The organism is Klebsiella sp. 4_1_44FAA, assembly GCF_000238715.1.
GTDB lineage: Bacteria > Pseudomonadota > Gammaproteobacteria > Enterobacterales > Enterobacteriaceae > Klebsiella > Klebsiella pneumoniae.
On record NZ_JH414804.1, the window covers coordinates 290534 to 315137 of the forward strand.

Below are 24604 nucleotides of genomic sequence, written 5' to 3' on the forward strand. Positions count from 1 at the left end.
AGTTGTTTATCACTCTGCGCCACCCTGTTTATCGCTCTTCCCTTGTGCCATGGCTGAATAATTTGGCCTGGCTTATTAAGACATTTTGTTGCGATCCGGCGGCGTCCAGCCCCTGCCAGGATCGGTGCTCAGGAATCGTTTTAATAAGTCAGGCCCCCTGACACGAGGTTGTTATGACAGATCTAGTCGTCGCCAAATTTGGCGGCACCAGCGTTGCTGATTTTGACGCAATGAACCGCAGCATCGATGTGGCGCTGCTCGATGCCAATACCCGTATTGTTGTGCTCTCCGCCTCTGCCGGCGTGACCAACATTCTGGTGGCCTTAGCGGGAGGGCTGGAACCCACCGAACGTTTTTCCCAGCTGGACGCTCTGCGTCAGATCCAGTTCAATATTCTGGAGCGTTTGCGTTATCCCAACGTGATCCGCGAAGAGATTGAGCGCTTGCTGGAAAATATCACGACGCTGGCGGAAGCCGCCGCGCTCGCCTCCTCAACCGCCCTGACTGACGAACTGGTCAGCCATGGCGAACTGATGTCTACCCTGCTGTTTGTGGAAATTCTGCGTGAACGCGGTATTCAGGCGCAGTGGTTTGACGCCCGTAAAGTGCTGCGCACTAACGATCGCTTTGGCCGCGCCGAACCGGACATTGCCGCCGTCGCCGAACTGACCCAGCAGCAGCTGGCGCCGCGCCTGGCGGAAGGCCTGGTGGTGACCCAGGGCTTTATCGGCAGCGAAGCGAAAGGCCGCACCACCACCCTCGGCCGCGGCGGCAGCGATTATACCGCCGCTCTGCTCGGCGAAGCGCTGAATGCCACCCGCGTCGATATCTGGACCGATGTCCCGGGGATCTATACTACCGACCCGCGCGTCGCGCCGGCGGCGAAACGCATCGACGTCATCGCCTTTGAAGAGGCAGCGGAAATGGCCACCTTTGGCGCCAAAGTGCTGCATCCGGCGACCCTGCTGCCTGCCGTGCGCAGCGATATCCCGGTGTTTGTCGGCTCCAGTAAAGAGCCTAAAGCGGGCGGTACGCTGGTGTGTAAAACCACCGAGAACCCGCCGCTGTTCCGCGCGCTGGCGCTGCGTCGCCGGCAAACGCTGCTGACGCTGCACAGCCTGAATATGCTGCACTCCCGCGGCTTCCTCGCCGAAGTGTTCGGTATTCTGGCGCGCCATAACATCTCAGTTGATTTGATCACCACCTCCGAAGTGAGCGTGGCCCTGACCATGGACACCACCGGCTCGACCTCTGCGGGCGATACCCTGCTGACCCAGGCGCTGCTGACCGAGCTCTCTTCGCTGTGCCGCGTGGAAGTGGAAGAAAATCTGGCGCTGGTCGCCCTGATTGGCAATGAGCTGTCGAAAGCCTGCGGCGTCGGCAAAGAGGTCTTTGGCGTCCTCGAGCCGTTTAACATCCGCATGATCTGCTATGGCGCCTCCAGCCACAACCTGTGCTTCCTGGTGCCGGGCGACGATGCGGAGAAGGTTGTGCAGAAGCTGCATCATAATTTGTTTGAATAAAATTCCTTAGCACGATAAACAATACCTATAGCCGGGCTCGAACCCGGCTTTTTTATAACAATATCAACACAACCAGCTGACCTGCTCGCCGCCCATCGGGATGGCGCGGCCCGGTTCGCGTATCGCAAGGAACACAACATGCTCGCAACTCTGACGCGGCTGTTCCCGTTATGGGCACTGCTGCTCTCCGTTCTGGCCTATTACACTCCCACCACCTTCACCCCAATTGGCCCATGGGTCACCACCCTGCTGATGCTGATCATGTTCGGTATGGGCGTGCATCTGAAGCTGGAGGATTTCAAACGCGTCCTGTCGCGCCCGGCGCCGGTCGCTGCGGGGATCTTTCTCCATTATCTGGTGATGCCGCTCGCCGCCTGGCTGCTGGCGCTGCTGTTTCATATGCCGCCGGAGCTTTCCGCCGGGATGGTGCTGGTCGGCAGCGTCGCCAGCGGGACCGCCTCCAACGTGATGATCTTTCTTGCCAAAGGGGATGTGGCGCTGTCGGTGACCATCTCCTCGGTCTCCACCCTCGTCGGCGTCGTGGCGACACCGCTGCTCACCCGTCTGTACGTCGACGCGCATATTCAGGTCGACGTCATGGGCATGTTGCTCAGCATTCTGCAGATTGTGGTCATTCCCATCGCGCTGGGACTGATTGTCCATCATCTGCTGCCGAAGGTGGTGAAAGCGGTAGAGCCGTTCCTGCCCGCCTTCTCGATGGTGTGCATTCTGGCGATCATCAGCGCGGTGGTGGCGGGTTCCGCCGCCCATATCGCCTCCGTCGGCCTGGTGGTGATTATCGCGGTGATCCTGCATAACACTATTGGTCTGCTTGGCGGGTACTGGGGCGGACGTCTGTTTGGTTTTGATGAATCCACCTGCCGTACGCTGGCGATCGAGGTGGGGATGCAGAACTCCGGCCTGGCGGCCGCGCTGGGTAAAATTTACTTCGGCCCGCTGGCGGCGCTGCCGGGCGCGCTGTTCTCCGTCTGGCATAACCTGTCCGGTTCGCTGCTGGCCGGGTACTGGTCAGGAAAGCCCATCGCCAAAAAAGCCGACAAGCGCTGAGCGTGATACGTCCGGGCGCAGGCCCGGGCGTGTGCCTGCTTTAGTTGCCATACAGTCTATCAGTAAAATATTCATTGCCGTACACTGGGTGCTCTGGTCTGACTGAGGGCACCACCATGGCACTCCCCCGTATTACACAAAAAGAGATGACCGAGCGCGAACAGCGCGAATTGAAAACGCTGCTTGACCGCGCGCGTATTGCGCATGGCCGCCCGCTGAGCAATGCGGAAACGAACAGCGTGAAAAAGGAATATATCGATAAGCTGATGGCGCAGCGTGAAGCGGAAGCGAAGAAAGCCCGCCAGGTGAAAAAACAGCAGGCTTATAAAACGGATAAGGAAGCGACCTTTTCCTGGTCGGCGAATACGCCAACCCGCGGCAGGCGTTAACGACCTTTCTTTTTACGTCCCGGCTGGGTGAAACGTTTCCCGTTGCCAGCCGGGCGGCCCTTATCGTTGCTATTTTCCATTTTCACTACCGGGCGCTTGATCCCGGGGGTCGCCGCTTTAGGCTTCGGCCTGGCTTTCGGCTTCGCTTCGGAAGAGGAGTTTTCAATCAGCTTGAACAGGTCGATCAGCTCGTCATCGGTCAGATCGCGCCACTCTCCCAGCGGGATCCCCGTCAGGCTGACGTTCATGATCCGCGTACGCTCAAGCTTCGTCACTTCATAGCCAAAGTGCTCGCACATGCGACGGATCTGGCGATTCAGTCCCTGCACCAGAGTGATGCGGAAAACGAACGGCGCCTCTTTCTTCACTTTACATTTTTTCGTCACGGTCCCGAGAATCGGCACCCCCGCGCCCATGCCGCGAATGAACTCATCGGTCACCGGCTTATCGACCGTCACCAGATACTCTTTTTCATGGTCGTTGCCGGCGCGCAGGATCTTGTTCACCAGATCGCCGTGGTTGGTGAGGAAGATCAGCCCCTGAGAATCTTTATCCAGACGGCCAATAGGGAAGATACGCTTGCTGTGGTTGACGAAATCGACAATGTTGTCGCGCTCGCCGTCTTCCGTGGTGCTCACAATGCCGACCGGCTTATTCAGCGCAATCAGCACCAGATCATCCGCTTCACGCGGCTCAATCAACCGTCCGTTAACTTTGACTAAATCGCCAGGCTTCACCTGATCGCCAATGGTGGCGCGCTTGCCATTGATAAAGACGTTGCCTTGTTCAATAAAGCGGTCCGCTTCGCGACGCGAGCAGATGCCGCTTTCGCTGATGTATTTATTTAATCGGGTTGATGAGTCGGGCAGCATAGATTCTCCTGTAAAAGCGAAATATACCCTACCTTGTGGGCGAGAAAAAAGATGTGCCTTTGCGCCCTCCGGCGCAAGGTGTGATCGACTACGCCTTTTTTCACAAAAGTGTCCCGCTCAACGCCTGGCAACTTTGCATGATGAAATATCACAGAATCAGCGATTTAGCGTGCAATGCACAAAGGTGCCAACAACCCGCTATTGATAACGCAAATGTGCAAGATTATTCGCCAGATTAGGGTGATGAAATAAAAGAAAATCGCTTCAAACGGCGGCTCTAATAGGGTTATATCAGATCAACAGCACAAACCCGCGATTTGCACAAATGTGCAGGAGCCAGCAGATGACTATGGAAAACAGTGACGATATCCGGTTGATTGTCAAAATCGCCCAGCTCTATTACGAGCAGGATATGACCCAGGCGCAAATCGCTCGCGAGCTGGGGATCTATCGCACCACCATTAGTCGCCTGCTGAAGCGCGGCCGTGAGCAGGGCATTGTCACCATCGCCATCAACTATGACTACAACGAGAACCTGTGGCTCGAACAACAGCTCAAGCAAAAATTTGGTCTGAAAGAGGCGGTGGTTGCCAGTAGCGATGGGCTGCTGGAAGAAGAACAGCTGAGCGCGATGGGCCAGCATGGCGCCCTGCTTGTCGATCGGTTGCTGGAACCCGGCGATATTATCGGTTTTTCATGGGGCCGCGCCGTGCGTTCGCTGGTGGAGAACCTGCCGCAGGCCAGCCACTCACGCCAGGTGATCTGCGTCCCCATCATCGGCGGGCCTTCCGGTAAACTGGAGAGCCGCTACCATGTGAACACGTTAACCTACGGTGCGGCAGCCAGGCTGAAAGCGGAATCCCACCTTGCCGATTTTCCAGCCCTGCTGGATAACCCGCTGATCCGCAACGGCATCATGCAGTCCCAGCACTTTAAAACCATCTCATCCTACTGGGACAGCCTGGATGTCGCGCTGGTGGGTATTGGTTCACCGGCCATTCGCGACGGCGCAAACTGGCACGCCTTCTACGGCAGCGAAGAGAGCGACGATCTCAACGCCCGCCACGTCGCCGGGGATATCTGTTCGCGTTTCTACGATATTAACGGCGGGTTAGTCGATACCAATATGAGCGAAAAAACCCTGTCGATCGAAATGGCGAAGCTGCGCCAGGCTCGCTATTCCATCGGCATCGCCATGGGGGAAGAGAAATACTCTGGCATTCTTGGCGCATTGCACGGACGCTATATTAATTGTCTGGTGACTAACAGAGAAACGGCTGAGTTATTACTGAAATAACACACAGGATATGATTTCACGCAGCACCCGCTGCGGGGGATCCCTTTATCTAAAGAAATGGGAGTGAATAATGAATACCTGGTTAAATTTAAAAGATAACGTCATTATCGTGACCGGCGGCGCCTCGGGAATTGGGCTGGCCATTGTCGATGAATTATTATCACAAGGTGCTCATGTCCAGATGATTGATATTCATGGCGGCGATCGTCATCACAATGGCGATAATTATCACTTCTGGCCGACGGATATTTCCAGCGCGACAGAGGTGCAACAGACTATCGATGCCATTATTCAGCGCTGGTCGCGTATTGATGGTTTGGTCAATAACGCTGGCGTGAATTTCCCGCGTTTATTAGTCGACGAAAAAGCACCGGCCGGCCGCTATGAATTAAACGAAGCCGCTTTTGAAAAAATGGTCAATATCAACCAGAAAGGGGTGTTTTTCATGTCGCAGGCGGTGGCGCGTCAAATGGTCAAACAGCGCGCCGGTGTGATTGTCAATGTCTCTTCGGAGAGCGGCCTGGAAGGCTCTGAAGGTCAAAGCTGCTACGCCGCGACCAAGGCCGCGCTCAACAGCTTTACCCGCTCCTGGTCCAAAGAATTGGGTAAATATGGGATCCGCGTGGTCGGCGTTGCGCCGGGGATCCTCGAAAAAACCGGTCTGCGGACACCGGAATATGAAGAGGCGCTGGCCTGGACGCGCAATATCACCGTCGAGCAACTTCGCGAGGGATATACCAAAAACGCCATTCCCATCGGGCGGGCAGGAAAACTCTCAGAAGTCGCTGATTTTGTTTGCTATCTCTTGTCAGCGCGCGCCAGCTACATCACCGGAGTCACCACTAACATTGCCGGCGGAAAAACGCGCGGTTAAGGAGGCAGTATGGTTCACGCTATCTTCTGCGCCCACGGCCAGCTGGCCGGGGCCATGCTTGATTCGGTATGCATGGTCTACGGCGAGGTTAACGTCAGCGCCGTCGCGTTTGTCCCCGGCGAAAACGCGGCGGATATCGCCATTAACCTGGAAAAGTTAGTAAGCGCCCACACCGATGAGGAGTGGGTAATCGCGGTAGATTTGCAGTGCGGAAGCCCATGGAATGCCGCAGCCGGGCTGGCAATGCGTCACCCGCAGATCCGGGTGATTAGCGGCCTGTCGCTGCCGCTGGCGCTCGAGCTGGTGGATAACCAGTATACCCTGAGCGCCGATGACTTATGCCAGCATCTGCAGGCCATCGCCAGTCAGTGCTGTGTGGTCTGGCAGCAGCCAGAAACCGTTGAGGAGGAGTTCTGATGCAAATTACCCTCGCCCGTATTGATGACCGACTGATTCATGGCCAGGTCACCACCGTGTGGTCAAAAGTCGCCAACGCCCAGCGGATAATTATCTGCAATGACGATGTATTTAACGATGAGGTTCGCCGGACCCTGTTGCGCCAGGCGGCTCCGCCAGGCATGAAGGTAAACGTTGTCAGTCTGGAAAAAGCGGTTGCGGTCTATCATAACCCGCAATATCAGGACGAGACCGTCTTTTATTTATTTGCCAATCCACACGATGTTTTAACGATGGTGCGCCAGGGCGTGCAGATCGCCACGTTAAATATTGGTGGCATGGCCTGGCGACCCGGTAAAAAACAGCTAACCAAAGCCGTTTCTTTGGATCCGCAGGATATTCAGGCATTCCGTGAACTCGATAAACTGGGCGTAAAACTCGATTTACGCGTGGTCGCATCAGATCCGTCAGTCAATATTCTCGACAAAATTAACGAAACAGCTTTCTGCGAATAAAAAATAGCGCCTGTTGTGATATGCCGTAGCAGGCAGGATGACTCACACCTTAAAGGTCATAAATTATGGAAATTAGTACCCTACAGATAATAGCCATATTTATTTTTTCCTGTATTGCCGGAATGGGCAGCGTGCTGGATGAATTTCAGACCCATCGGCCCCTTATCGCCTGTACCGTGATTGGCCTCATCCTGGGCGATTTAAAAACCGGGGTTATGCTCGGCGGTACGCTGGAGCTGATCGCCCTCGGCTGGATGAACGTGGGGGCAGCGCAGTCGCCAGATTCGGCGCTGGCCAGCATTATCTCCGCCATTCTGGTGATTGTGGGCCACCAGAGCATTGCCACCGGTATCGCCATTGCTCTGCCGGTGGCCGCCGCCGGGCAGGTGCTGACCGTTTTCGCCCGTACCATTACCGTGGTGTTCCAGCACGCCGCGGACAAAGCGGCCGAGGAGGCGCGCTTTCGCACCATCGACCTGCTGCATGTCTCCGCACTGGGGGTGCAGGCACTGCGCGTGGCAATCCCGGCGCTGGTGGTCTCGCTGTTCGTTAGCGCGGATATGGTCAGCAGTATGCTCAGCGCGATCCCGGAATTCGTCACCCGCGGCCTGCAGATTGCCGGTGGTTTCATTGTCGTCGTGGGCTACGCGATGGTGCTGCGAATGATGGGCGTGAAATACCTGATGCCCTTCTTTTTCCTCGGTTTTCTCGCCGGGGGTTATCTCGACTTCAGCCTGCTGGCCTTCGGCGGCGTGGGCGTCATCATCGCGCTGATCTACATCCAACTCAATCCACAGTGGCGTAAGGCTGAACCCGCCGCCTCCACAGCCCCCTCTGCCCCCGCCCTTGACCAGCTTGACGACTAATGGAGCCGAAAATGGAACAGAAAAAAATCACGCAAGGCGACCTGGTGAGCATGTTTCTCCGCTCCAACCTCCAGCAGGCCTCCTTTAACTTCGAACGTATTCATGGTCTGGGGTTTTGCTACGACACGATCCCGGCGATCAAACGCCTGTATCCGCTCAAAGCCGATCAGGTCGCGGCGCTGAAGCGTCATCTGGTGTTCTTTAATACCACGCCGGCGGTGTGTGGCCCGGTGATCGGCGTCACCGCCGCCATGGAGGAGGCCCGGGCTAACGGCGCGGCCATTGACGATGGCGCTATCAACGGCATCAAAGTGGGTCTGATGGGCCCGCTGGCCGGCGTCGGCGACCCGCTGGTCTGGGGCACGCTGCGGCCGATTACCGCGGCCCTGGGCGCCTCGCTGGCCCTCTCCGGCAACATTCTGGGACCTTTGTTATTTTTCTTTATTTTCAATGCAGTGCGGCTGGCAATGAAGTGGTACGGCCTGCAACTGGGCTTCCGTAAAGGGGTCAATATCGTCAGCGATATGGGCGGTAACCTGCTGCAGAAGCTGACCGAAGGCGCCTCCATTCTCGGCCTGTTTGTCATGGGGGTGCTGGTGACCAAATGGACCACCATCAATGTGCCGCTGGTGGTTTCCCAAACGCCCGGTGCAGACGGCGCCACCGTCACGATGACCGTCCAGAACATCCTCGATCAGCTCTGCCCCGGCCTGCTGGCGCTGGGCCTGACGCTACTGATGGTGCGTCTGCTGAACAAGAAAGTGAATCCGGTCTGGCTGATTTTCGCCCTTTTCGGCTTAGGCATTATCGGCAACGCCCTCGGCTTTCTGTCCTGATTATTCCGCCCCGGCGATGCCGGGGTGACGTCAACAACATAGCCCCGAAAGATGAAGGGGATGAGGTGGTTTATGCAAACAACAACGGCCCTGCGCCTGTATGGCAAACGAGACCTGCGCCTGGAAACCTTTACCCTCCCGGCGATGCAGGACGATGAGATCCTCGCCCGGGTGGTCACGGACAGCCTGTGTCTTTCCTCATGGAAAGAGGCCAATCAGGGTGCCGATCATAAAAAGGTGCCAGATGATGTGGCCACCAGGCCCATTATTATCGGTCATGAATTCTGTGGCGAAATCCTTGCCGTCGGTAAAAAGTGGCAGCATAAGTTTCAGCCAGGGCAGCGCTACGTGATCCAGGCCAACCTGCAGTTGCCCGACCGACCCGACTGCCCCGGCTACTCATTCCCATGGATCGGTGGCGAAGCCACCCATGTGGTGATCCCCAATGAGGTGATGGCGCAGGATTGCCTGCTCACCTGGGAGGGGGATACCTGGTTTGAAGGATCGCTGGTGGAGCCGCTCTCCTGCGTCATTGGCGCTTTCAACGCCAATTATCATCTGCAGGAGGGGAGTTACAACCACGTGATGGGGATCCGTCCTCAGGGACACACTCTGATCCTGGGCGGGACGGGGCCGATGGGGCTGCTGGCTATCGACTATGCGCTGCACGGCCCCATCAATCCTTCACTACTGGTAGTGACCGATACCAATAAGCCGAAGCTCAGCTACGCCCGCCGTCATTACCCCTCTGAGCCGCAGACGCTGATCCACTACCTCGACGGCCATGAGGCCAGTCGCGATACGCTGCTAGCGCTCAGCGGCGGCCATGGCTTCGACGATATCTTCGTGTTTGTGCCAAACGAACAGCTGATCACCCTGGCCTCCTCGTTGCTGGCTCCGGACGGCTGCCTGAATTTCTTTGCTGGCCCCCAGGATAAGCAATTCAGCGCCCCGATCAACTTCTACGACGTGCACTACGCCTTTACCCACTACGTCGGCACCTCCGGCGGTAATACTGACGATATGCGCGCCGCGGTGGCGCTGATGCAGGCGAAAAAGGTCCAGACGGCGAAAGTGGTCACCCATATTCTCGGCCTGAACGCCGCGGGCGAAACCACCCTCGATCTGCCTGCCGTCGGCGGGGGAAAAAAGCTGGTGTATACCGGAAAAGCCTTCCCGCTCACGCCGCTGGGCGAGATCGCCGATCCCGAACTGGCAGCGATTGTGGCACGTCACCATGGGATCTGGTCCCAGGAGGCTGAAGCGTATCTGCTGGCCCACGCGGAGGATATTACGCATGATTAACCGCGATACGCTGCTGTGCATCTCCCTGGCGGGTCGCCCCGGCAACTTCGGCACCCGCTTTCATAACTATCTGTATGACAAGCTGGGATTGAACTACCTCTACAAAGCCTTTACGACTAAGGATATTGAGGCGGCGGTAAAAGGGGTTCGCGCATTGGGTATCCGCGGCTGTGCGGTCTCCATGCCGTTTAAAGAGAGCTGCATACCGTTTCTTGACGCGATCGATCCGTCAGCAAAAGTCATCGACTCCGTCAACACCATCGTCAACGACGACGGGAAGTTAACCGGGCTAAACACCGATTACATCGCGGTCAAAAGCCTGATCGCCAGCCATCGGCTCGATACCAACGCCAGAGTGATGATTCAGGGTAGCGGCGGCATGGGGAAAGCCGTCATTGCCGCCTTCCGTGATGCCGGTTTCCGCGACGTGATCATTGCGGCCCGCAATCGCCAGCGCGGCCTGGCGCTGGCAAAACAGTATGGCTTTCAGTGGCAGCCCCTGCCCGAAGGGATCGCAGCCGAGATTCTGGTCAATGTCACACCGCTGGGCATGGCGGGGGGAGCGGAAAGCAACACGCTGGCGTTCAGCGAGGCCATGGTGGCCCAGGCCAGCGTCGTGTTTGACGTGGTCGCGTTGCCGGCGGAAACTCCGCTGATCCGCCTGGCGCAACAACGGGGTAAGCAAACCATCAGCGGTGCGGAAGTTATTGCCCTGCAAGCCGTCGAGCAGTTTACCCTTTATACCGGCGTACGGCCGGATAGCGCGCTGGTGGCAGAGGCCTCGGCGTTTGCCAGAAGCTAGGATGTCCCTCCCGGGAAGGCGTCAGCCACGTCCCGGGAGGGCTACCTCGCCAGAAAAGAAGCGACATAAACGGAAAAATAATCCGTCTCAGTAGTCATCCCGTTCGTCGTCTTCATCCGGCTGCTCCATCACGCTGTAAGCCACCGAGCAGAACAGGCTGTTCAGACGCTTCATATCCCCCAGCAGCGCCAGGTGCAACGTACTGGTTTCGATGCTCTGCACGTTCTGCTGATGCAGACGGTCAACGTGCGCATGCGAGTAGCGGCGGTTAAGAATGCGGAACCGGTGTTTGCTGCGCCGCAGGCGGCGGGCGCTGGGCACATCGCTGGAGAAGAAGACCGACATCGCCAGCTGCAGGTTGCTGAGCAGCAGATCGTACAGGGCGTCCAGCTCCTTTAACCCTTCTACCGAGAAGGCGCGCCGCGCCGCCAGCGATTTATCGGTGATCTCGCTGCCCATTCGCTCGACGATATCGGACGCCTGTTCGAGGTTTAACGACATCTCAATAATTTCCGCCCAGCGCCGGGATTCCTCTTCCGCCAGCTCATCCTTTGGCATTCGCGCCAGATAGAGCTTAATAGCGGTGTAAAGTACGTTGATATCATCCGCCATACGGCGCAGCTCTTTCTCCTGACGCGGTTCGCCATGCATCACCTTGTGCAGGCTCTCCAGCATCTGCTCCATCGCGTCACCAATGCGCAGCGTCTCACGCGCGGCATTGGCCAGCGCCAGCGCCGGGGTGTCCAGCGCCGACGGGTCGAGATGCTTGGGTTTGAGATGGTTATCCAGCTCGGGCTCATCGCGGATCAGACGCTGGCACAGCTTCGCCATCGGTCCGGCAAAGGGCACCATCGCGATGCAGCGCAGCAGGTTGTAAAATACGTGGAAGTAGATAACCAGCTCGGACTCGGCCAACGGCAGCTTGTGCATCGCCGCGGCCAGCGGATGGACGAACGGCAGAATAATCAGGCTCCCCACCAGCTTAAACAGCAGGCTGCCCAGCGCCACCCGGCGCGCCGCCGCGTTCGCCGCGCTGTTGTTAAGCATCGCCAGCAGCCCCGATCCCAGGTTGGCGCCAATCACCAGACACAGCGCCACCGGGAAAGAGATCGCTCCCGCCGCGGTCAGCGTCGCCGTTAACAGCACCGCCGCCAGGCTGGAGTAGCTAATGATTGCAAATACGGCGCCAATCAAAGCATCCAGCATGATATCGCCGGTCAGCGAGGCGAAAATCACCTGCACGCCGTTCGCCTGGGTTATGGGGTGTACGGCCTGGACAATCAGCTCGAGGGCCAACAGGATCAGCCCCAGACCAATCCCCACCCGTCCAAGCTGCCCGGCGCGGGTCTGCTTGCGGCCGAGGAAGAAAATCACCCCGATAAATATCAACAACGGCGACAGCCACGACAGGTCGAAGGTCAACACCCTCGCCATCAGCGCCGTCCCGACGTCGGCCCCCAGCACCATCACCAGCGCTGGCATCAGACCCACTAAATCCTGGGCGACAAATGAGGTCACCAGCATGGTGGTGGCGTTACTGCTTTGCACCAGCGCAGTCACGCCAAGACCCGCGCAGAAGGCGAGCGGCTTTTTCTCTACGCTGCTACTGAGAACGGTACGCAGGCGAGCGCCATAGACGCGCATCACCCCGGTACGCACGATATGCGTGCCCCACACCAGCAGAGCAACCGCGGACAACAGGTGTAGCAGAGTTAACACGGAATCAGCTTCTCCTTATCGTTATAGGTTTTCCGAAGTTCAGGAACCTATCTCAGTATAAGGGGTTAACCTCAATAAAGAGACAAGGCGCTCACAGAGCGCCTTGTTTGTTGTAAGGAAAGATGACGACTAGTCCGCATCATAGCCCAGATTAGGCGCTAACCAGCGCTCGACCTCCGCCGGCGTCATTCCTTTACGCAGCGCGTAATCTTCGACCTGATCGCGCTGGATCTGCGCCACGGCGAAGTACTTGCTATCCGGATGGCTGAAGTACCAGCCGGAAACCGATGCGCCCGGCCACATGGCGAACGATTCGGTGAGCTTCATGCCGGTATGGGCTTCGACGTCCAGTAGCTGCCAGATGGTCCCCTTTTCGGTATGCTCCGGACAGGCCGGATATCCCGGCGCCGGTCGGATCCCCTGGTAGTTCTCGCGAATAAGCTCCTCATTGCTGAGGTTCTCATTGGCCGCATATCCCCAGTAAACCTTGCGCACTTTCTCATGCAGATACTCGGCAAAGGCCTCCGCCAGGCGATCGGCGATGGCCTTGATCATGATCTTGTTATAGTCATCATGCTGCGCTTCATAGGCGTCCGCCAGCGCGTCCTCTTCCAGGCCGCCGGTCACGGCGAAGGCGCCGATGTAGTCCGCCTTGCCGCTCAGCTTCGGCGCGACAAAATCGGCGAGGCAGTAGTTGGCGAAGCCAACCTTCTCAGTCTGCTGGCGCAGATGATGGCTCACCGTCAGCACGTGGGTGCGGGTTTCATCGCGATAGATTTCAATATCGTCGCCCACGCGGTTGGCCGGGAACAGACCCACCACGCCGCGCGGGTTCAGGGTTTTCTCTGCGCTCAGCTTATCCAGCAGCTCGTTAGCATCTTTGAACAGGCGCTGCGCCTCTTCCCCTACCACTTCATCTTCCAGAATACGCGGATATTTACCCGCCAGCGACCAGGTCATGAAGAACGGCGTCCAGTCGATGTAGTTGCGCAGAGTCTCGATACTGGCTTCCACCGTCTGTACTCCCAGACGATGAGCCACCGGCGGCGTGTAGCTCTCCCAGTCAAAGGCCAGATCGTTTTCCCGCGCGGCGGCAAGGGTCACCGGCGGCGTACGCGGTTTTTTACGCCCATGCTGGATACGCACCGTTTCATACTCTTTGCGCGTGCGGGCGACAAACTCGTCGCGCTGCGTGTCCGAGAGCAGCGCAGACACCACGCCGACGGTGCGCGAGGCGTTCTGTACGTAAACGGTCGGGCCGCTGTAGTTCTGCTCGATTTTCACCGCCGTATGCGCTTTCGAGGTGGTCGCGCCGCCTATCAGCAGCGGGATGGTAAAGCCCTGGCGCTCCATCTCTTTCGCCACGTTAACCATCTCGTCCAGCGATGGGGTAATCAGCCCGGAAAGACCAATTAGATCCGCGTTTACCTCTTTGGCCGTTTTGAGAATTTTATCCGCCGGGACCATCACGCCAAGATCGATGATTTCGTAGTTATTGCACTGCAGCACCACGCCGACGATGTTTTTGCCAATGTCATGAACGTCGCCTTTTACCGTGGCAATCACCATTTTGCCGTTACTGGAGCCCTGCTCTTTACTGGCTTCAATAAACGGCTCAAGGTAGGCCACCGCCTGTTTCATTACACGGGCGGATTTCACCACCTGCGGCAGGAACATTTTGCCTTCGCCGAACAGATCGCCGACCACGTTCATGCCGTCCATCAGCGGCCCTTCAATGACCTCAATCGGGCGGGCGGCCTGCTGACGCGCTTCTTCGGTGTCCTGTTCGATAAATTCGGTAATGCCCTTAACCAGCGAATATTCGAGGCGTTTTTTCACTTCCCAGGTGCGCCACTCCGCCTGCTGGGCATTCGCGCCGTCGTCCGCTTTGCTGCCGCGATATTTTTCCGCCAGCTCAAGTAACCGTTCGGTACTGTCATCGCGGCGGTTGAGGATCACGTCTTCGACCGCGTCGCGCAGCTCGCCCGGGAGGTCATCATAGATGGCCAGCTGACCGGCGTTGACGATCCCCATGTCCATGCCGTTGCGGATCGCGTAGTAGAGGAATACGGCGTGGATCGCCTCACGTACCGGGTCATTACCGCGGAAGGAGAAGGAGACGTTGGAGACCCCGCCGGAGATTAGCGCATGCGGCAGCTCGCGTTTGATGTCTTCGCAGGCGCCGATAAAGTCCTGTGCGTAGTTGTTATGCTCTTCGATACCGGTGGCGACGGCAAAGATATTGGGGTCGAAGATAATATCTTCCGGCGGGAAGCCGACCTCTTCGGTGAGGATTTTGTAGGCGCGACGGCAAATCTCAATTTTACGTTCGCGGGTGTCGGCCTGACCAACCTCGTCGAAGGCCATCACCACCACCGCGGCGCCGTAGCGGCGAACCAGTTTCGCATGGTGGATAAAGGATTCGACGCCCTCTTTCATCGAAATCGAGTTAACGATGCCTTTGCCCTGAATACATTTCAGGCCCTTTTCAATGACTTCCCACTTGGAGGAGTCAATCATGATCGGCACGCGGGCAATGTCCGGCTCGCCGGCAATCAGGTTAAGGAAACGCACCATCGCCGCTTCCGCGTCGAGCATCCCCTCGTCCATGTTGATATCTATAATCTGCGCGCCGCTTTCCACCTGCTGACGCGCAACGTCCAGCGCTTCGCTGTACTTCTCTTCTTTAATCAGCCGCTTAAATTTCGCCGAGCCGGTGACGTTAGTTCGTTCACCGACGTTAACGAACAGGCTATCGTCGCCGATATTCAACGGCTCCAGGCCGGCGAGGCGGCAGGCCACCGCAATTTCCGGCAACTGACGCGGCGGCAGGCCCGCTACCGCCCGGCTCATGGCGGCGATATGCTCCGGGGTGGTACCGCAGCAGCCGCCAACGATATTGAGGAAACCGGCTTCCGCCCATTCGCGAATTTGCGTCGCCATGGTGTCGGCGTCCAGATCGTATTCGCCGAAGGCGTTGGGCAGGCCGGCGTTCGGGTGCGCGGTGACGTAGCATTCGGCAATGCGCGACAGCTCCTGGACGTACTGCCGCAGCTCGTCCGGCCCGAGGGCGCAGTTCAGACCAAACGATAAGGCTTCGGCGTGACGCAGCGAGTTATAAAAGGCTTCGGTGGTCTGTCCGGAAAGCGTGCGGCCAGAGGCATCGGTAATGGTCCCGGAGATCATCAGCGGCAGGTCAACGCCTAACGCCTCCAGCTCCTCTTTCACCGCATAGATGGCCGCTTTAGCATTCAGGGTGTCAAACACCGTTTCAATCAGGATCAGATCCACGCCGCCTTCCACCAGCGCCCGGGTGGATTCGCGATAGGCGGCCACCAGCTGGTCAAAGGTAATATTACGGAACGCCGGATCGTTCACATCAGGCGAGATAGAGGCGGTGCGGTTGGTCGGGCCAAGCACGCCCGCGACATAGCGCGGTTTTTCCGGCGTGCGGGCCGTCCAGGCGTCGGCGCTGGCGCGGGCCAGCTTCGCCGCGGCAAAGTTGATCTCGGCCGACAGGGATTCCATCTGGTAATCCGCCATCGCGATGGTCGTCGAGTTAAAGGTGTTGGTCTCAATGATATCCGCGCCGGCCTCGAAATAGGCGTCGTGGATCTCGCGGATCACTTCGGGTTTGCTGAGCACCAACAGGTCGTTGTTGCCTTTCAGGTCGCACGGCCAGTCAGCAAAGCGCTCACCGCGAAAGTCCTGCTCACTCAGACGATAGCCCTGGATCATGGTGCCCATGCCCCCATCCAGAACCAGAATACGTTCTTTTAACTGCTGATGCAGTTGCTCAACTTTGCTGCTCACACTTGCTCCCGACAACGCTCGACTCAGGCCAAATAGCCAACAAACCATACTGGCATAAACCACCGGAGCGGAAAAGACAACAACGGGCAATATGAGACATGTTCAGCTTCACTCCTCCGATGAGTCCGGTTGTGATTGCATTATTGCCAAATAAAACGAAAATTATTTCCACGATACAGAAAAAGGAGTTCGCGATGGCCACAACCCCCATTCCCGCGAAACGCGGCAGAAAACCCGCGGCTGCCACTGCCCAGCAGGCTGGCGGTCAGGTTCAGTCGCTGACCCGCGGCCTGAAATTACTCGAATGGATTGCCGAGTCCCACAGCAGCGTCGCGCTGACCGAACTGGCGCAGCAGGCGGGTCTGCCCAACTCCACGACTCACCGTCTGCTGACCACCATGCAACAGCTGGGCTTCGTCCGCCAGGTTGGCGAGCTGGGTCACTGGGCCGTAGGGGCGCATGCTTTCGTGGTCGGCAGCAGCTTTCTACAAAGCCGCAATCTGCTGGCCATTGTCCACCCGATCCTGCGCCAGCTGATGGAAGATTCCGGTGAAACGGTGAATTTAGCGGTGCTCGACCAGAGCGACCACCAGGCGATCATTATCGATCAGGTGCAGTGCACCCAGCTGATGCGGATGTCGGCGCCAATCGGCGGTAAACTGCCGATGCACGCTTCCGGCGCCGGGAAGGCGTTTCTCGCGCAGCTGAGCGAAGAGCAGGTCACCAGTCTGCTGCACCGTAAAGGGCTGCATGCCTATACGCATGCCACGCTGGTCTCCCCGCTGCATCTGAAGGAAGATTTAGCCCAGACCCGCAAGCGGGGCTACTCTTTCGATGATGAGGAGCACGCGCTCGGCCTGCGCTGCGTCGCCGCCTGCATTTACGATGAACATCGCGAACCGTTCGCGGCAATCTCCATCTCAGGCCCCATCTCGCGTATGACCGATGATCGGGTGACTGAGCTGGGCGCGCTGGTGATCAAGGCGGCGAAGGAAGTGACGCTGGCGTATGGCGGGGTTAAATAAAAAAATGCCCCAGAGGGGCATTTTAAGTAGGCCTGATAAGCGTAGCGCCATCAGGCAGATCGGCGCACCTTGCCGGATGGCGGCGTAAACGCCTTATCCGGCCTACTGTCGGCGCCATAGCGCACGCTAAAACGCTGCTTGCGCCGGTAGGCGTAGACATCTTCCACATGGCCGTTTTTAATCCGCATCTGCAGTGCGCGCCAGTAGTCGGCGCGCAGCAGGTCGGCATGCATCTCTTCAAACAGTGGCCCAATGCGCGGGTCGGCGCACAGCCAGTGGCGGAACTCCTCCGGAAACACATCGCCAGGCGAAACGCTGTACCACGGCTCGCTGGCCAGCTCATCCTCCGGATAGCGCGGCGGCGGGATCTCGCGAAAATTCACTTCCGTCATATAGCAGATTTCATCATAGTCGTAGAACACCACCCGGCCATGGCGGGTGACGCCGAAGTTTTTAAATAACATATCGCCGGGAAAGATGTTGGCGGCGGCCAGCTGGCGGATAGCATTGCCATACTCTTCTACCGCATCACGCAATGCCTGGCCGTTAACCTGCTCCAGCCACAGGTTGAGCGGCACCATTCGCCGTTCAATATACAGATGGCTGATGACGATGCGGTCGCCGAGATCGGTGAGTTTGTTCCCCGCTTCCGCCTGCAGCAGCGCCAGCAGCGCCGGCGCGATTTGCCGTTTATCCAGCACGAAATTTTCAAACTCCTGGGTGTCCGCCATCCGCCCGACGCGGTCATGCTCCTTTACCAGCTGATAGCAAGCCCGCACATGGGCGGCGGTCATCTCTTTCTGCGGCGCGAAGCGGTCCTTGATCACCTTAAACACCCGGTCAAAGCCCGGCAGGGTAAACACCAGCATCACCATCCCGCGAATACCCGGCGCTTCAATAAACTGCTCATCGCAGCGAGTAATGTAGTGTAGATATTCGCGATAGCTTTCGGTTTTGGCATGCTTCTGACAGCCAATCGCCATGTACAGCTCGGCCGTCGTTTTACCCGGCAAGATCTCGCGCAGCCATTCCACCAGGGCGCCGGGCAACGGCGCATAAACCATAAAATAGGAACGCGCGAAGCCAAAAACGATACTCGCTTCGGCATGGGTTGTGAGGCAGGTGTCAACAAACAGCTCACCCTCTTCGCTGCGGTGGATCGGCAGCAAAAAAGGCAGCGTCGCCATCGGCATGACCAGTTTGCCCACCAGCCAGGCGGCTTTATTGCGGTAGAACAGCTCATTGGCGACCTGCAGATGACAGGTGGCGAGCAGTTCCTCCCCCAGCGCCTCCTGCAGACTGGCAATGATATAGCCGATATCCCGCGCTTTGTTTTGCCACGGTAGCCGCAGCGGCAGATCGGACAGTACTTTACCCAGCAGGTGCGACCAACCGCGTTCCGGAAAGAAATCTTTCGCCAGCGGTCGCGGGAGGGTACGAAAGGGTCGCTCGGGCTGCGAGCTGAAAATAAAGAGCCGCTCGGGGGTCAGCGAGCGGTGGTCAAACAGGCGGCAGTAGACCGAATTGAAAAAGCTCTCAGCAATTTCAAAGCGAGGGTAATCCGGTAAAAGTTGGGTGTACTGCTGTTTCACCCGCAGAAGAAAATCGACGTCGGTGCTTTTCCCTTCGGTGATGCAGCGCAGCTGCTCTACTACCAGGCCCACGTGGTGATCGTAGAGATGGATCCGCTGCTTCATCGCCTGCTGCACGGCGTGCCAGTCAGCCTGTTCAAAGCGCTGCTGCGCGCCGGAAGTGACTTCAAGAAAACGCCCATACTGCGCGTCAAATCCCTGCAATATCGTTTGGGCAATCAGTAATTCCAGACCACGCGTCATCGCTTTCCCCCATCCGGCGCCACGTCATGCCGGATGGCGCGCTCGCTTATCCGGCCTGCGTCCTCTTGCAGGCCCGGTCAGCGTCGCGCCACCGGGCATGGCTTAAAACTGATCTTCTTCGGTCGAGCCGGTCAGCGCCGTTACCGACGAGGTACCGCCCTGGATAATGGTGGTGACCTTGTCGAAGTAGCCGGTGCCCACTTCCTGCTGATGCGAGACGAAGGTGTAGCCTTCCGGCCCGGCGGCGAATTCCGGCTGCTGCACTTTCTCAACATAGTGGCGCATCCCCTCACCCTGAGCGTAGGCATGGGCGAGGTCGAACATGTTGAACCACATGCTGTGGATCCCCGCGAGGGTAATAAACTGGTATTTGTATCCCATGTCCGACAGCTGCTGCTGGAAGCTGGCGATGGTTTTATCATCGAGATTTTTCTTCCAGTTAAACGACGGCGAGCAGTTATAGGCCAGCAGTTTGCCCGGGAAACGCGCATGGATAGCCTCGGCAAAGCGGCGCGCCTGCTCGAGATCCGGTTTCGACGTTTCACACCACACCAGATCCGCATACGGCGCGTAGGCCAGCCCGCGGCTGATCGCCTGCTCGATCCCGGCGTGGGTGCGGAAGAACCCTTCGCTGGTACGATCCCCGGTAATAAACTCACGATCGTACGGATCGCAGTCTGAGGTAATTAAATCCGCGGCGTCGGCATCGGTGCGGGCGATGACCAGCGTCGGGACCCCCATCACGTCGGCCGCCAGACGCGCCGCCACCAGCTTCTGAATCGCCTCCTGAGTCGGAACCAGCACTTTACCGCCCATATGGCCGCACTTCTTCACCGATGCCAGCTGATCTTCGAAGTGAACAGCCGCTGCACCGGCTTCAATCATCGATTTCATCAGCTCAAAGGCGTTCAGGACGCCGCCAAAACCGGCCTCCGCATCCGCCACGATCGGCAGGAAGTAGTCGATAAAGCGCGGATCGTTCGGTTCAATTCCCGCTGACCACTGGATCTGATCGGCGCGGCGGAAGGTGTTGTTGATCCGATCCACCACCGCCGGTACCGAGTTGGCCGGATACAGCGATTGATCCGGATACATGCTGGACGCCAGGTTAGCATCCGCCGCCACCTGCCAGCCGGAGAGATAAATGGCTTCGATACCCGCCTTCGCCTGCTGCAAGGCCTGGCCGCCGGTCAGCGCGCCGAGACTGTTGACGTACCCTTTTTTCGCCTCCCCGTGCAGCAGACGCCACAGTTTCGCCGCGCCAAGCTGCGCCAGCGTGCATTCCGGATTCACCGAGCCGCGTAACTTCACCACCTCTTCCGCGCTGTAGGGACGGGTAATGCCTTCCCAGCGCGGGTTCGTCCATTCTTTGTTTAATTCTTCGATTTGTTGGGTACGGGTTTTCATGTGCAGATGCTCCATATAATTTCCTGGCTCCCCAGGCTCATAGGTGAAGGACTAAATGGCGAACCACACCATCTGGCGATTAGGCCAGCAGGCGGTAGCCCGGCAATGTCAGAAAATCAATTAGCTCGTCGGAGGTGGTGATCTGCTCCATCAGTCGCGCCGCATCGTCAAAGCGGCCGTGGCTGAAGCGGTGCTCTCCCAGCTCCTCCTGAATCACCATCAGCTCTTCCGCCAGCCACTGGCGGAACAGCGCCTTAGTGACCGGGGTACCGTCGTTCAGGGTTTTCTGATGATGGATCCACTGCCAGATAGAGGTGCGCGAGATCTCGGCCGTTGCGGCGTCTTCCATCAGGCCATAAATCGGTACGCAGCCGTTGCCGGAGATCCACGCTTCGATGTACTGCACCGCCACGCGAATGTTGGCGCGCATTCCGGCTTCCGTGCGTTCGCCCTCGCAGGGAGCCAGCAGTTGTTCAGCGGTAATTGGCGCATCCTCGCTCCGGGTGACCGAGAGCTGATTCGGCTTATCGCCCAGCACGCGGTCAAACACCGCCATGGCGGTATCCGCCAGGCCCGGGTGGGCGATCCAGGTCCCATCGTGACCGTTGTTTGCCTCCAGCTCTTTATCGGCGGTGACTTTACTCAGCACCTGGCGGTTACGTTCGGTATCTTTGCTCGGGATAAACGCCGCCATACCGCCCATCGCAAACGCGCCGCGTTTGTGGCAGGTCTTAATCAACAAGCGTGAGTAGGCGCTGAGGAAGGGTTTATCCATCGTCACCACCTGCCGGTCCGGCAGTACGCGATCCGGATGGTTTTTCAGCGTCTTGATATAGCTGAAGATGTAATCCCAGCGGCCGCAGTTCAGGCCAACAATATGGTCGCGCAGCGCATGCAGGATCTCATCCATCTGGAACACCGCTGGCAGCGTCTCAATCAGCAGCGTGGCCTTGATGGTGCCGCGCGGCAGGTCAAAGCGATCTTCCGTAAAACTGAAGACATCGTTCCACCATGCCGCCTCCTGCCAGGCCTGTGTTTTTGGCAGATAGAAGTAGGGACCACTTCCTTTCGCCAGCAGCGCCTGGTAGTTATGAAAGAAATAGAGCGCAAAATCGAACAGGCTGCCGGGGATGGCCTCATTACGCCAGGTCACATGCTTTTCCGGCAGATGCAGGCCGCGCACACGGCATACCAGCACAGCGGGATTGGGCTGCAACTGATAGATTTTGCCGGCCTCGTTGGTGTAGCTGATGGTTCCGTTCACGGCATCGCGCAGGTTGATTTGACCATCAATGACTTTGCGCCAGTCAGGCGCCAGCGAATCCTCAAAGTCCGCCATAAAGACTTTGACGTTGGCATTCAGCGCGTTAATGACCATCTTGCGCTCGACGGGGCCGGTGATTTCCACGCGGCGATCCTGCAAATCAGCCGGGATACCGCGAATAGTCCAGTCGCCATTTCTAATGGAAGCAGTTTCCGAAATAAAATCCGGAAGCTGCCCGTCGTCAATAGCCTGCTGTTGCTGCAAACGCGCGGCCAGCAGCTTATTGCGCGCCGGCGTAAAGCGGCTCACCAGTTCCGTCAGAAATTCTACCGCCTCAGGCGTTAAGATCTGCTTCTCCTGCTCGCCATAGGGCTGACTAAAGGCCAGTTCATCGGTGATTGTCGCCTGCTGCGTCATTGTGCTGCTCCTCTTGGTTGATCCGCTGGAAGCGAGCGAAAGATCGTTGTGCAGTTTTCGCTCAGCACAATTAAGACTACTCAATTAATTTCCAAAATCAAAAACAATTTCCATTTTAATTTTAAATTATCATTAACACATTGATAACAATGAAATTAAAGTTATCATCGTGTATGAAGTGAATTTCGGAAATAAAAAAGGCACCCGAAGGTGCCAGAGGCAAAATGCTGAAACGCTTTAGGATCGTCTCACATAGAGTATTATTCCAGCGTCGGATTCATATGACGCAGATCGTATGGCGTAATCTGGTAGACGTAATAGTTAAGCCAGTTAGCGAACAGCAGATTGCCGTGGCTGCGCCAGGTGGCGCGCGGTTTGTTCTGCGGGTCGTTTTGTGGGAAATAGTTATGAGGTATCTCAGGGTTCAAACCGGCTTCCACATCGCGGAAATATTCACTTGCCAGGGTATTGGCATCGTACTCCGGGTGGCCGGTGACAAAGGCGATGCGCTTATCTTTACTGGCGAACAAATACGCATCGCCCTCTTCCGTCTCCGCGAGGATCTCAAGATCGGTATAGTCGCGAATAAGTCCGGCCGGAAAATCAGCATAGCGTGAGTGCGGGGCCAGGAAAGAGTCGTCGAAACCGCGGGTCAGTAAGGCGTGCGGATGAAGAATATGGTGTTCATAGACGCCGGAAATCTTTTCGGCGCGGGTCTGCTTGGGAATGCCGTACAGAATGTTCAGCGCGGCCTGAACCGCCCAACAGACGAACAGCGTCGAAGTGACGTGATCCTTGGCCCACTCCAGTACCTGTTTGATCTGCGGCCAGTAAGCAACATCGTTAAACTCAACCAGGCCTAAAGGAGCGCCGGTAACAATCAGGCCGTCAAAGTTCTGATCGCAGATCTCATCGAAATTACAGTAAAAGTTATTCAGATGCTCCGCAGGGGTATTACGCGACTCGCGCGCATCGATACGTAATAACTGGATATCCACCTGCAGCGGAGAGTTTGATAGCAGACGCAGGAACTGATTTTCCGTCTCGATTTTCTTCGGCATCAGGTTGAGGATTAACACCTTCAGGGGGCGGATTTCCTGAGTCGTTGCACGTGTTGTCGTCATTACGAAGACGTTTTCATTGCGCAAGAAATTGACGGCTGGCAGCTCGTCCTGCACCCGAATTGGCATAACTGTATTACCTCATAGCATACGTATAAACGTTTAGACATCCAGATAGCTGAAGATAACCAAGAATCGGGTGAATGTCGAGTCTGCATGTTCACGGTGAGAAAATTTCACGGCGCTTGTTGAGTTAGAATATAAGAATGTAGAAAAGGAGAAAGTATGGTTATTAACATCCGCCGTTCCCGGCCTGATGAAGGGGATAAACTGACTGCGATCTGGTGTCGGTCGGTCGACGCCACGCATGATTTTCTGACAAAAGCGTATCGAAAGGAGCTGGAGGAGATGGTACGCGCATTTTTACCGGAGGCTCCGCTGTGGGTGGCGGTTAATACGGAAGACCAGCCGATCGCCTTTATGCTGCTGACCGGAGATCATATGGATGCGCTGTTCGTCGATCCGGATGTCCGCGGCTGTGGCGTGGGGAAGTTGCTGATTGAGCATGCGCTGTCGTTAACGCCGAAGCTGACGACCAATGTAAATGAGCAGAATGAACAAGCGGTCGGGTTTTATCAGAAGATGGGTTTTAGGGTGACAGGGCGCTCTGAAACGGACGATCTGGGGCAACCGTATCCGTTATTGAATTTGATGTATGAGCAGCAGGCTGAAGCAGACTACGATTGACGTCGGTAACTTTGCGGCATTGATGTCCCCTCGGCCAGCAGGTGGCCGAGGATCCGTAGCCCCGGTAAGCGCAGCGCCACCGGGGAGGCATACCGGCACGCTGGCCGGACGACAGAAACGCAAAAAGCCCATCCGGCAGGATGGGCTCTTCACTTGTTTGATGCCTGGCAGTTCCCTACTCTCACATGGGGAGACCCCACACTACCATCGGCGCTACGGCGTTTCACTTCTGAGTTCGGCATGGGGTCAGGTGGGACCACCGCGCTAGTGCCGCCAGGCAAATTCTTTGTGCTCAGTACGCAATTCTTTATCGCATCAGCTGCGTTGCCTGCGCTCGTAAAGTCAGTCACATACTTCAGTATGCTCCTTCCTTTCCGTCGCTTGTCGCCTTGCTGCTGCGCAAATTATTGCGTACTCAACTCTGAATCTAAGCTGAAAATTCTCTCAATCCGCCAAAACATCTTCGGCGTTGTAAGGTTAAGCCTCACGGTTCATTAGTACCGGTTAGCTCAACGCATCGCTGCGCTTACACACCCGGCCTATCAACGTCGTCGTCTTCAACGTTCCTTCAGG

At 57.2% G+C, this 24604-nt stretch carries 20 protein-coding genes and 2 rRNA genes; 13 read left to right on the top strand and 9 right to left on the bottom strand.

Annotation, left to right across the window (positions count from 1 at the left end):
* The first annotated feature begins 173 nt into the window (after positions 1-173).
* The 3 genes from lysC (at position 174) to HMPREF1024_RS05340 (ending at position 2980) form a co-directional block, all read left to right on the top strand.
* Positions 174-1523 carry a lysine-sensitive aspartokinase 3 gene (gene lysC / locus HMPREF1024_RS05350; protein WP_004146591.1) on the top strand — a complete coding sequence of 450 codons (1350 nt, stop codon included), beginning with the start codon at positions 174-176 and terminating at the stop codon, positions 1521-1523.
* A 138-nt stretch (positions 1524-1661) separates the two neighbouring features.
* On the top strand, positions 1662-2591 hold the full coding sequence (gene panS, locus HMPREF1024_RS05345) for a ketopantoate/pantoate/pantothenate transporter PanS (protein ID WP_002884627.1): 930 nt from the start codon (positions 1662-1664) through the stop codon (positions 2589-2591).
* 116 nt (positions 2592-2707) lie between these two features.
* On the top strand, positions 2708-2980 hold the full coding sequence (locus tag HMPREF1024_RS05340) for a DUF3811 domain-containing protein (RefSeq protein ID WP_004177859.1): 273 nt from the start codon (positions 2708-2710) through the stop codon (positions 2978-2980).
* Here the strand turns inward: HMPREF1024_RS05340 and rluF are convergent.
* The gene (gene rluF, locus HMPREF1024_RS05335) at positions 2977-3852 is read right to left on the bottom strand and encodes a 23S rRNA pseudouridine(2604) synthase RluF (RefSeq protein WP_009309459.1); all 876 of its coding nucleotides are present in this window, start codon (positions 3850-3852) and stop codon (positions 2977-2979) included. The two genes, HMPREF1024_RS05340 and rluF, sit on opposite strands and share 4 nt — an antisense overlap.
* A gap of 349 nt (positions 3853-4201) precedes the next feature.
* Between rluF and HMPREF1024_RS05330 the strand changes: the two genes are divergently transcribed.
* The 8 genes from HMPREF1024_RS05330 to HMPREF1024_RS05295 all read left to right on the top strand — a co-directional run bounded on the left by HMPREF1024_RS05330 (position 4202) and on the right by HMPREF1024_RS05295 (position 10743).
* Positions 4202-5149, top strand: coding sequence for a sugar-binding transcriptional regulator (locus HMPREF1024_RS05330; RefSeq protein WP_087674006.1), 948 nt, complete (start codon positions 4202-4204; stop codon positions 5147-5149).
* 70 nt (positions 5150-5219) lie between these two features.
* Complete coding sequence (locus tag HMPREF1024_RS05325) at positions 5220-6023, top strand: SDR family oxidoreductase (RefSeq protein ID WP_002884614.1); 804 nt, start codon at positions 5220-5222, stop codon at positions 6021-6023.
* A gap of 9 nt (positions 6024-6032) precedes the next feature.
* Complete coding sequence (locus HMPREF1024_RS05320) at positions 6033-6440, top strand: mannose/fructose/sorbose PTS transporter subunit IIA (RefSeq protein WP_009309461.1); 408 nt, start codon at positions 6033-6035, stop codon at positions 6438-6440.
* Positions 6440-6934, top strand: a complete 495-nt coding sequence (locus HMPREF1024_RS05315) for a mannose/fructose/sorbose PTS transporter subunit IIB (RefSeq protein WP_009309462.1) — start codon at positions 6440-6442, stop codon at positions 6932-6934. The genes HMPREF1024_RS05320 and HMPREF1024_RS05315 overlap by 1 nt, the downstream gene beginning before the upstream one ends.
* A 65-nt stretch (positions 6935-6999) precedes the next feature.
* Positions 7000-7800, top strand: a complete 801-nt coding sequence (locus HMPREF1024_RS05310) for a PTS mannose/fructose/sorbose transporter subunit IIC (RefSeq protein WP_002884608.1) — start codon at positions 7000-7002, stop codon at positions 7798-7800.
* Positions 7801-7811: 11 nt separating this feature from the next.
* On the top strand, positions 7812-8636 hold the full coding sequence (locus HMPREF1024_RS05305) for a PTS system mannose/fructose/sorbose family transporter subunit IID (protein ID WP_009309463.1): 825 nt from the start codon (positions 7812-7814) through the stop codon (positions 8634-8636).
* Positions 8637-8708: 72 nt separating this feature from the next.
* Positions 8709-9941 (top strand): L-sorbose 1-phosphate reductase, encoded by a 1233-nt coding sequence (gene sorE / locus HMPREF1024_RS05300; RefSeq protein ID WP_002884587.1) that lies wholly within the window; start codon positions 8709-8711, stop codon positions 9939-9941.
* A complete protein-coding gene (locus HMPREF1024_RS05295) occupies positions 9934-10743 on the top strand; it encodes a shikimate 5-dehydrogenase (protein ID WP_004221827.1) in 810 nt (269 codons plus the stop codon). Before sorE ends, HMPREF1024_RS05295 begins: the two co-directional genes overlap by 8 nt.
* Positions 10744-10830: 87 nt before the next feature.
* Here the strand turns inward: HMPREF1024_RS05295 and HMPREF1024_RS05290 are convergent, their stop codons facing one another.
* Together HMPREF1024_RS05290 and metH are read right to left on the bottom strand one after the other, a co-directional pair.
* Positions 10831-12462, bottom strand: a complete 1632-nt coding sequence (locus tag HMPREF1024_RS05290) for a Na/Pi cotransporter family protein (RefSeq protein ID WP_009309464.1) — start codon at positions 12460-12462, stop codon at positions 10831-10833.
* A 129-nt stretch (positions 12463-12591) separates the two neighbouring features.
* Positions 12592-16275 carry a methionine synthase gene (gene metH, locus HMPREF1024_RS05285; RefSeq protein ID WP_004151753.1) on the bottom strand — a complete coding sequence of 1228 codons (3684 nt, stop codon included), beginning with the start codon at positions 16273-16275 and terminating at the stop codon, positions 12592-12594.
* A 194-nt stretch (positions 16276-16469) separates the two neighbouring features.
* Between metH and iclR the strand changes: the two genes are divergently transcribed.
* Positions 16470-17300 carry a glyoxylate bypass operon transcriptional repressor IclR gene (gene iclR, locus HMPREF1024_RS05280; protein ID WP_002884578.1) on the top strand — a complete coding sequence of 277 codons (831 nt, stop codon included), beginning with the start codon at positions 16470-16472 and terminating at the stop codon, positions 17298-17300.
* 50 nt (positions 17301-17350) lie between these two features.
* On the opposite strand, the gene aceK is transcribed toward iclR, so the two are convergent.
* From aceK to metA, 4 genes are all read right to left on the bottom strand, one after another.
* Complete coding sequence (gene aceK, locus HMPREF1024_RS05275) at positions 17351-19135, bottom strand: bifunctional isocitrate dehydrogenase kinase/phosphatase (RefSeq protein ID WP_002884575.1); 1785 nt, start codon at positions 19133-19135, stop codon at positions 17351-17353.
* 102 nt (positions 19136-19237) lie between these two features.
* Positions 19238-20542 (bottom strand): isocitrate lyase, encoded by a 1305-nt coding sequence (aceA, locus tag HMPREF1024_RS05270; protein WP_004192658.1) that lies wholly within the window; start codon positions 20540-20542, stop codon positions 19238-19240.
* Between the two features lie 79 nt (positions 20543-20621).
* On the bottom strand, positions 20622-22223 hold the full coding sequence (gene aceB, locus HMPREF1024_RS05265; protein WP_002884559.1) for a malate synthase A: 1602 nt from the start codon (positions 22221-22223) through the stop codon (positions 20622-20624).
* A gap of 260 nt (positions 22224-22483) precedes the next feature.
* Complete coding sequence (metA, locus tag HMPREF1024_RS05260) at positions 22484-23413, bottom strand: homoserine O-succinyltransferase (protein ID WP_004146576.1); 930 nt, start codon at positions 23411-23413, stop codon at positions 22484-22486.
* Positions 23414-23569: 156 nt separating this feature from the next.
* Here metA and HMPREF1024_RS05255 point away from each other — a divergent pair, with 156 nt between their 5' ends.
* Positions 23570-24031 carry an acetyltransferase gene (locus tag HMPREF1024_RS05255; protein WP_004178258.1) on the top strand — a complete coding sequence of 154 codons (462 nt, stop codon included), beginning with the start codon at positions 23570-23572 and terminating at the stop codon, positions 24029-24031.
* Between the two features lie 162 nt (positions 24032-24193).
* Here HMPREF1024_RS05255 and rrf read toward each other — a convergent pair.
* Both rrf and HMPREF1024_RS0127320 read right to left on the bottom strand, forming a co-directional pair.
* Positions 24194-24309, bottom strand: a 5S ribosomal RNA gene (gene rrf, locus HMPREF1024_RS05250).
* Positions 24310-24504: 195 nt separating this feature from the next.
* Positions 24505-24604 (bottom strand): 23S ribosomal RNA (locus HMPREF1024_RS0127320); the annotation flags it as partial.

Coding starts and splice junctions, on each gene's coding strand:
- rluF (WP_009309459.1), bottom strand. CDS start 3,852: ATGCTGCCCGACTCATCAACCCGATTAAATAAATACATCAGCGAAAGC.
- HMPREF1024_RS05325 (WP_002884614.1), top strand. CDS start 5,220: ATGAATACCTGGTTAAATTTAAAAGATAACGTCATTATCGTGACCGGC.
- HMPREF1024_RS05310 (WP_002884608.1), top strand. CDS start 7,000: ATGGAAATTAGTACCCTACAGATAATAGCCATATTTATTTTTTCCTGT.
- HMPREF1024_RS05340 (WP_004177859.1), top strand. CDS start 2,708: ATGGCACTCCCCCGTATTACACAAAAAGAGATGACCGAGCGCGAACAG.
- aceK (WP_002884575.1), bottom strand. CDS start 19,135: ATGACGCGTGGTCTGGAATTACTGATTGCCCAAACGATATTGCAGGGA.
- aceB (WP_002884559.1), bottom strand. CDS start 22,223: ATGACGCAGCAGGCGACAATCACCGATGAACTGGCCTTTAGTCAGCCC.
- metA (WP_004146576.1), bottom strand. CDS start 23,413: ATGCCAATTCGGGTGCAGGACGAGCTGCCAGCCGTCAATTTCTTGCGC.
- sorE (WP_002884587.1), top strand. CDS start 8,709: ATGCAAACAACAACGGCCCTGCGCCTGTATGGCAAACGAGACCTGCGC.
- HMPREF1024_RS05255 (WP_004178258.1), top strand. CDS start 23,570: ATGGTTATTAACATCCGCCGTTCCCGGCCTGATGAAGGGGATAAACTG.
- HMPREF1024_RS05305 (WP_009309463.1), top strand. CDS start 7,812: ATGGAACAGAAAAAAATCACGCAAGGCGACCTGGTGAGCATGTTTCTC.
- HMPREF1024_RS05320 (WP_009309461.1), top strand. CDS start 6,033: ATGGTTCACGCTATCTTCTGCGCCCACGGCCAGCTGGCCGGGGCCATG.
- aceA (WP_004192658.1), bottom strand. CDS start 20,542: ATGAAAACCCGTACCCAACAAATCGAAGAATTAAACAAAGAATGGACG.
- iclR (WP_002884578.1), top strand. CDS start 16,470: ATGGCCACAACCCCCATTCCCGCGAAACGCGGCAGAAAACCCGCGGCT.
- lysC (WP_004146591.1), top strand. CDS start 174: ATGACAGATCTAGTCGTCGCCAAATTTGGCGGCACCAGCGTTGCTGAT.
- HMPREF1024_RS05330 (WP_087674006.1), top strand. CDS start 4,202: ATGGAAAACAGTGACGATATCCGGTTGATTGTCAAAATCGCCCAGCTC.
- HMPREF1024_RS05295 (WP_004221827.1), top strand. CDS start 9,934: ATGATTAACCGCGATACGCTGCTGTGCATCTCCCTGGCGGGTCGCCCC.
- HMPREF1024_RS05315 (WP_009309462.1), top strand. CDS start 6,440: ATGCAAATTACCCTCGCCCGTATTGATGACCGACTGATTCATGGCCAG.
- panS (WP_002884627.1), top strand. CDS start 1,662: ATGCTCGCAACTCTGACGCGGCTGTTCCCGTTATGGGCACTGCTGCTC.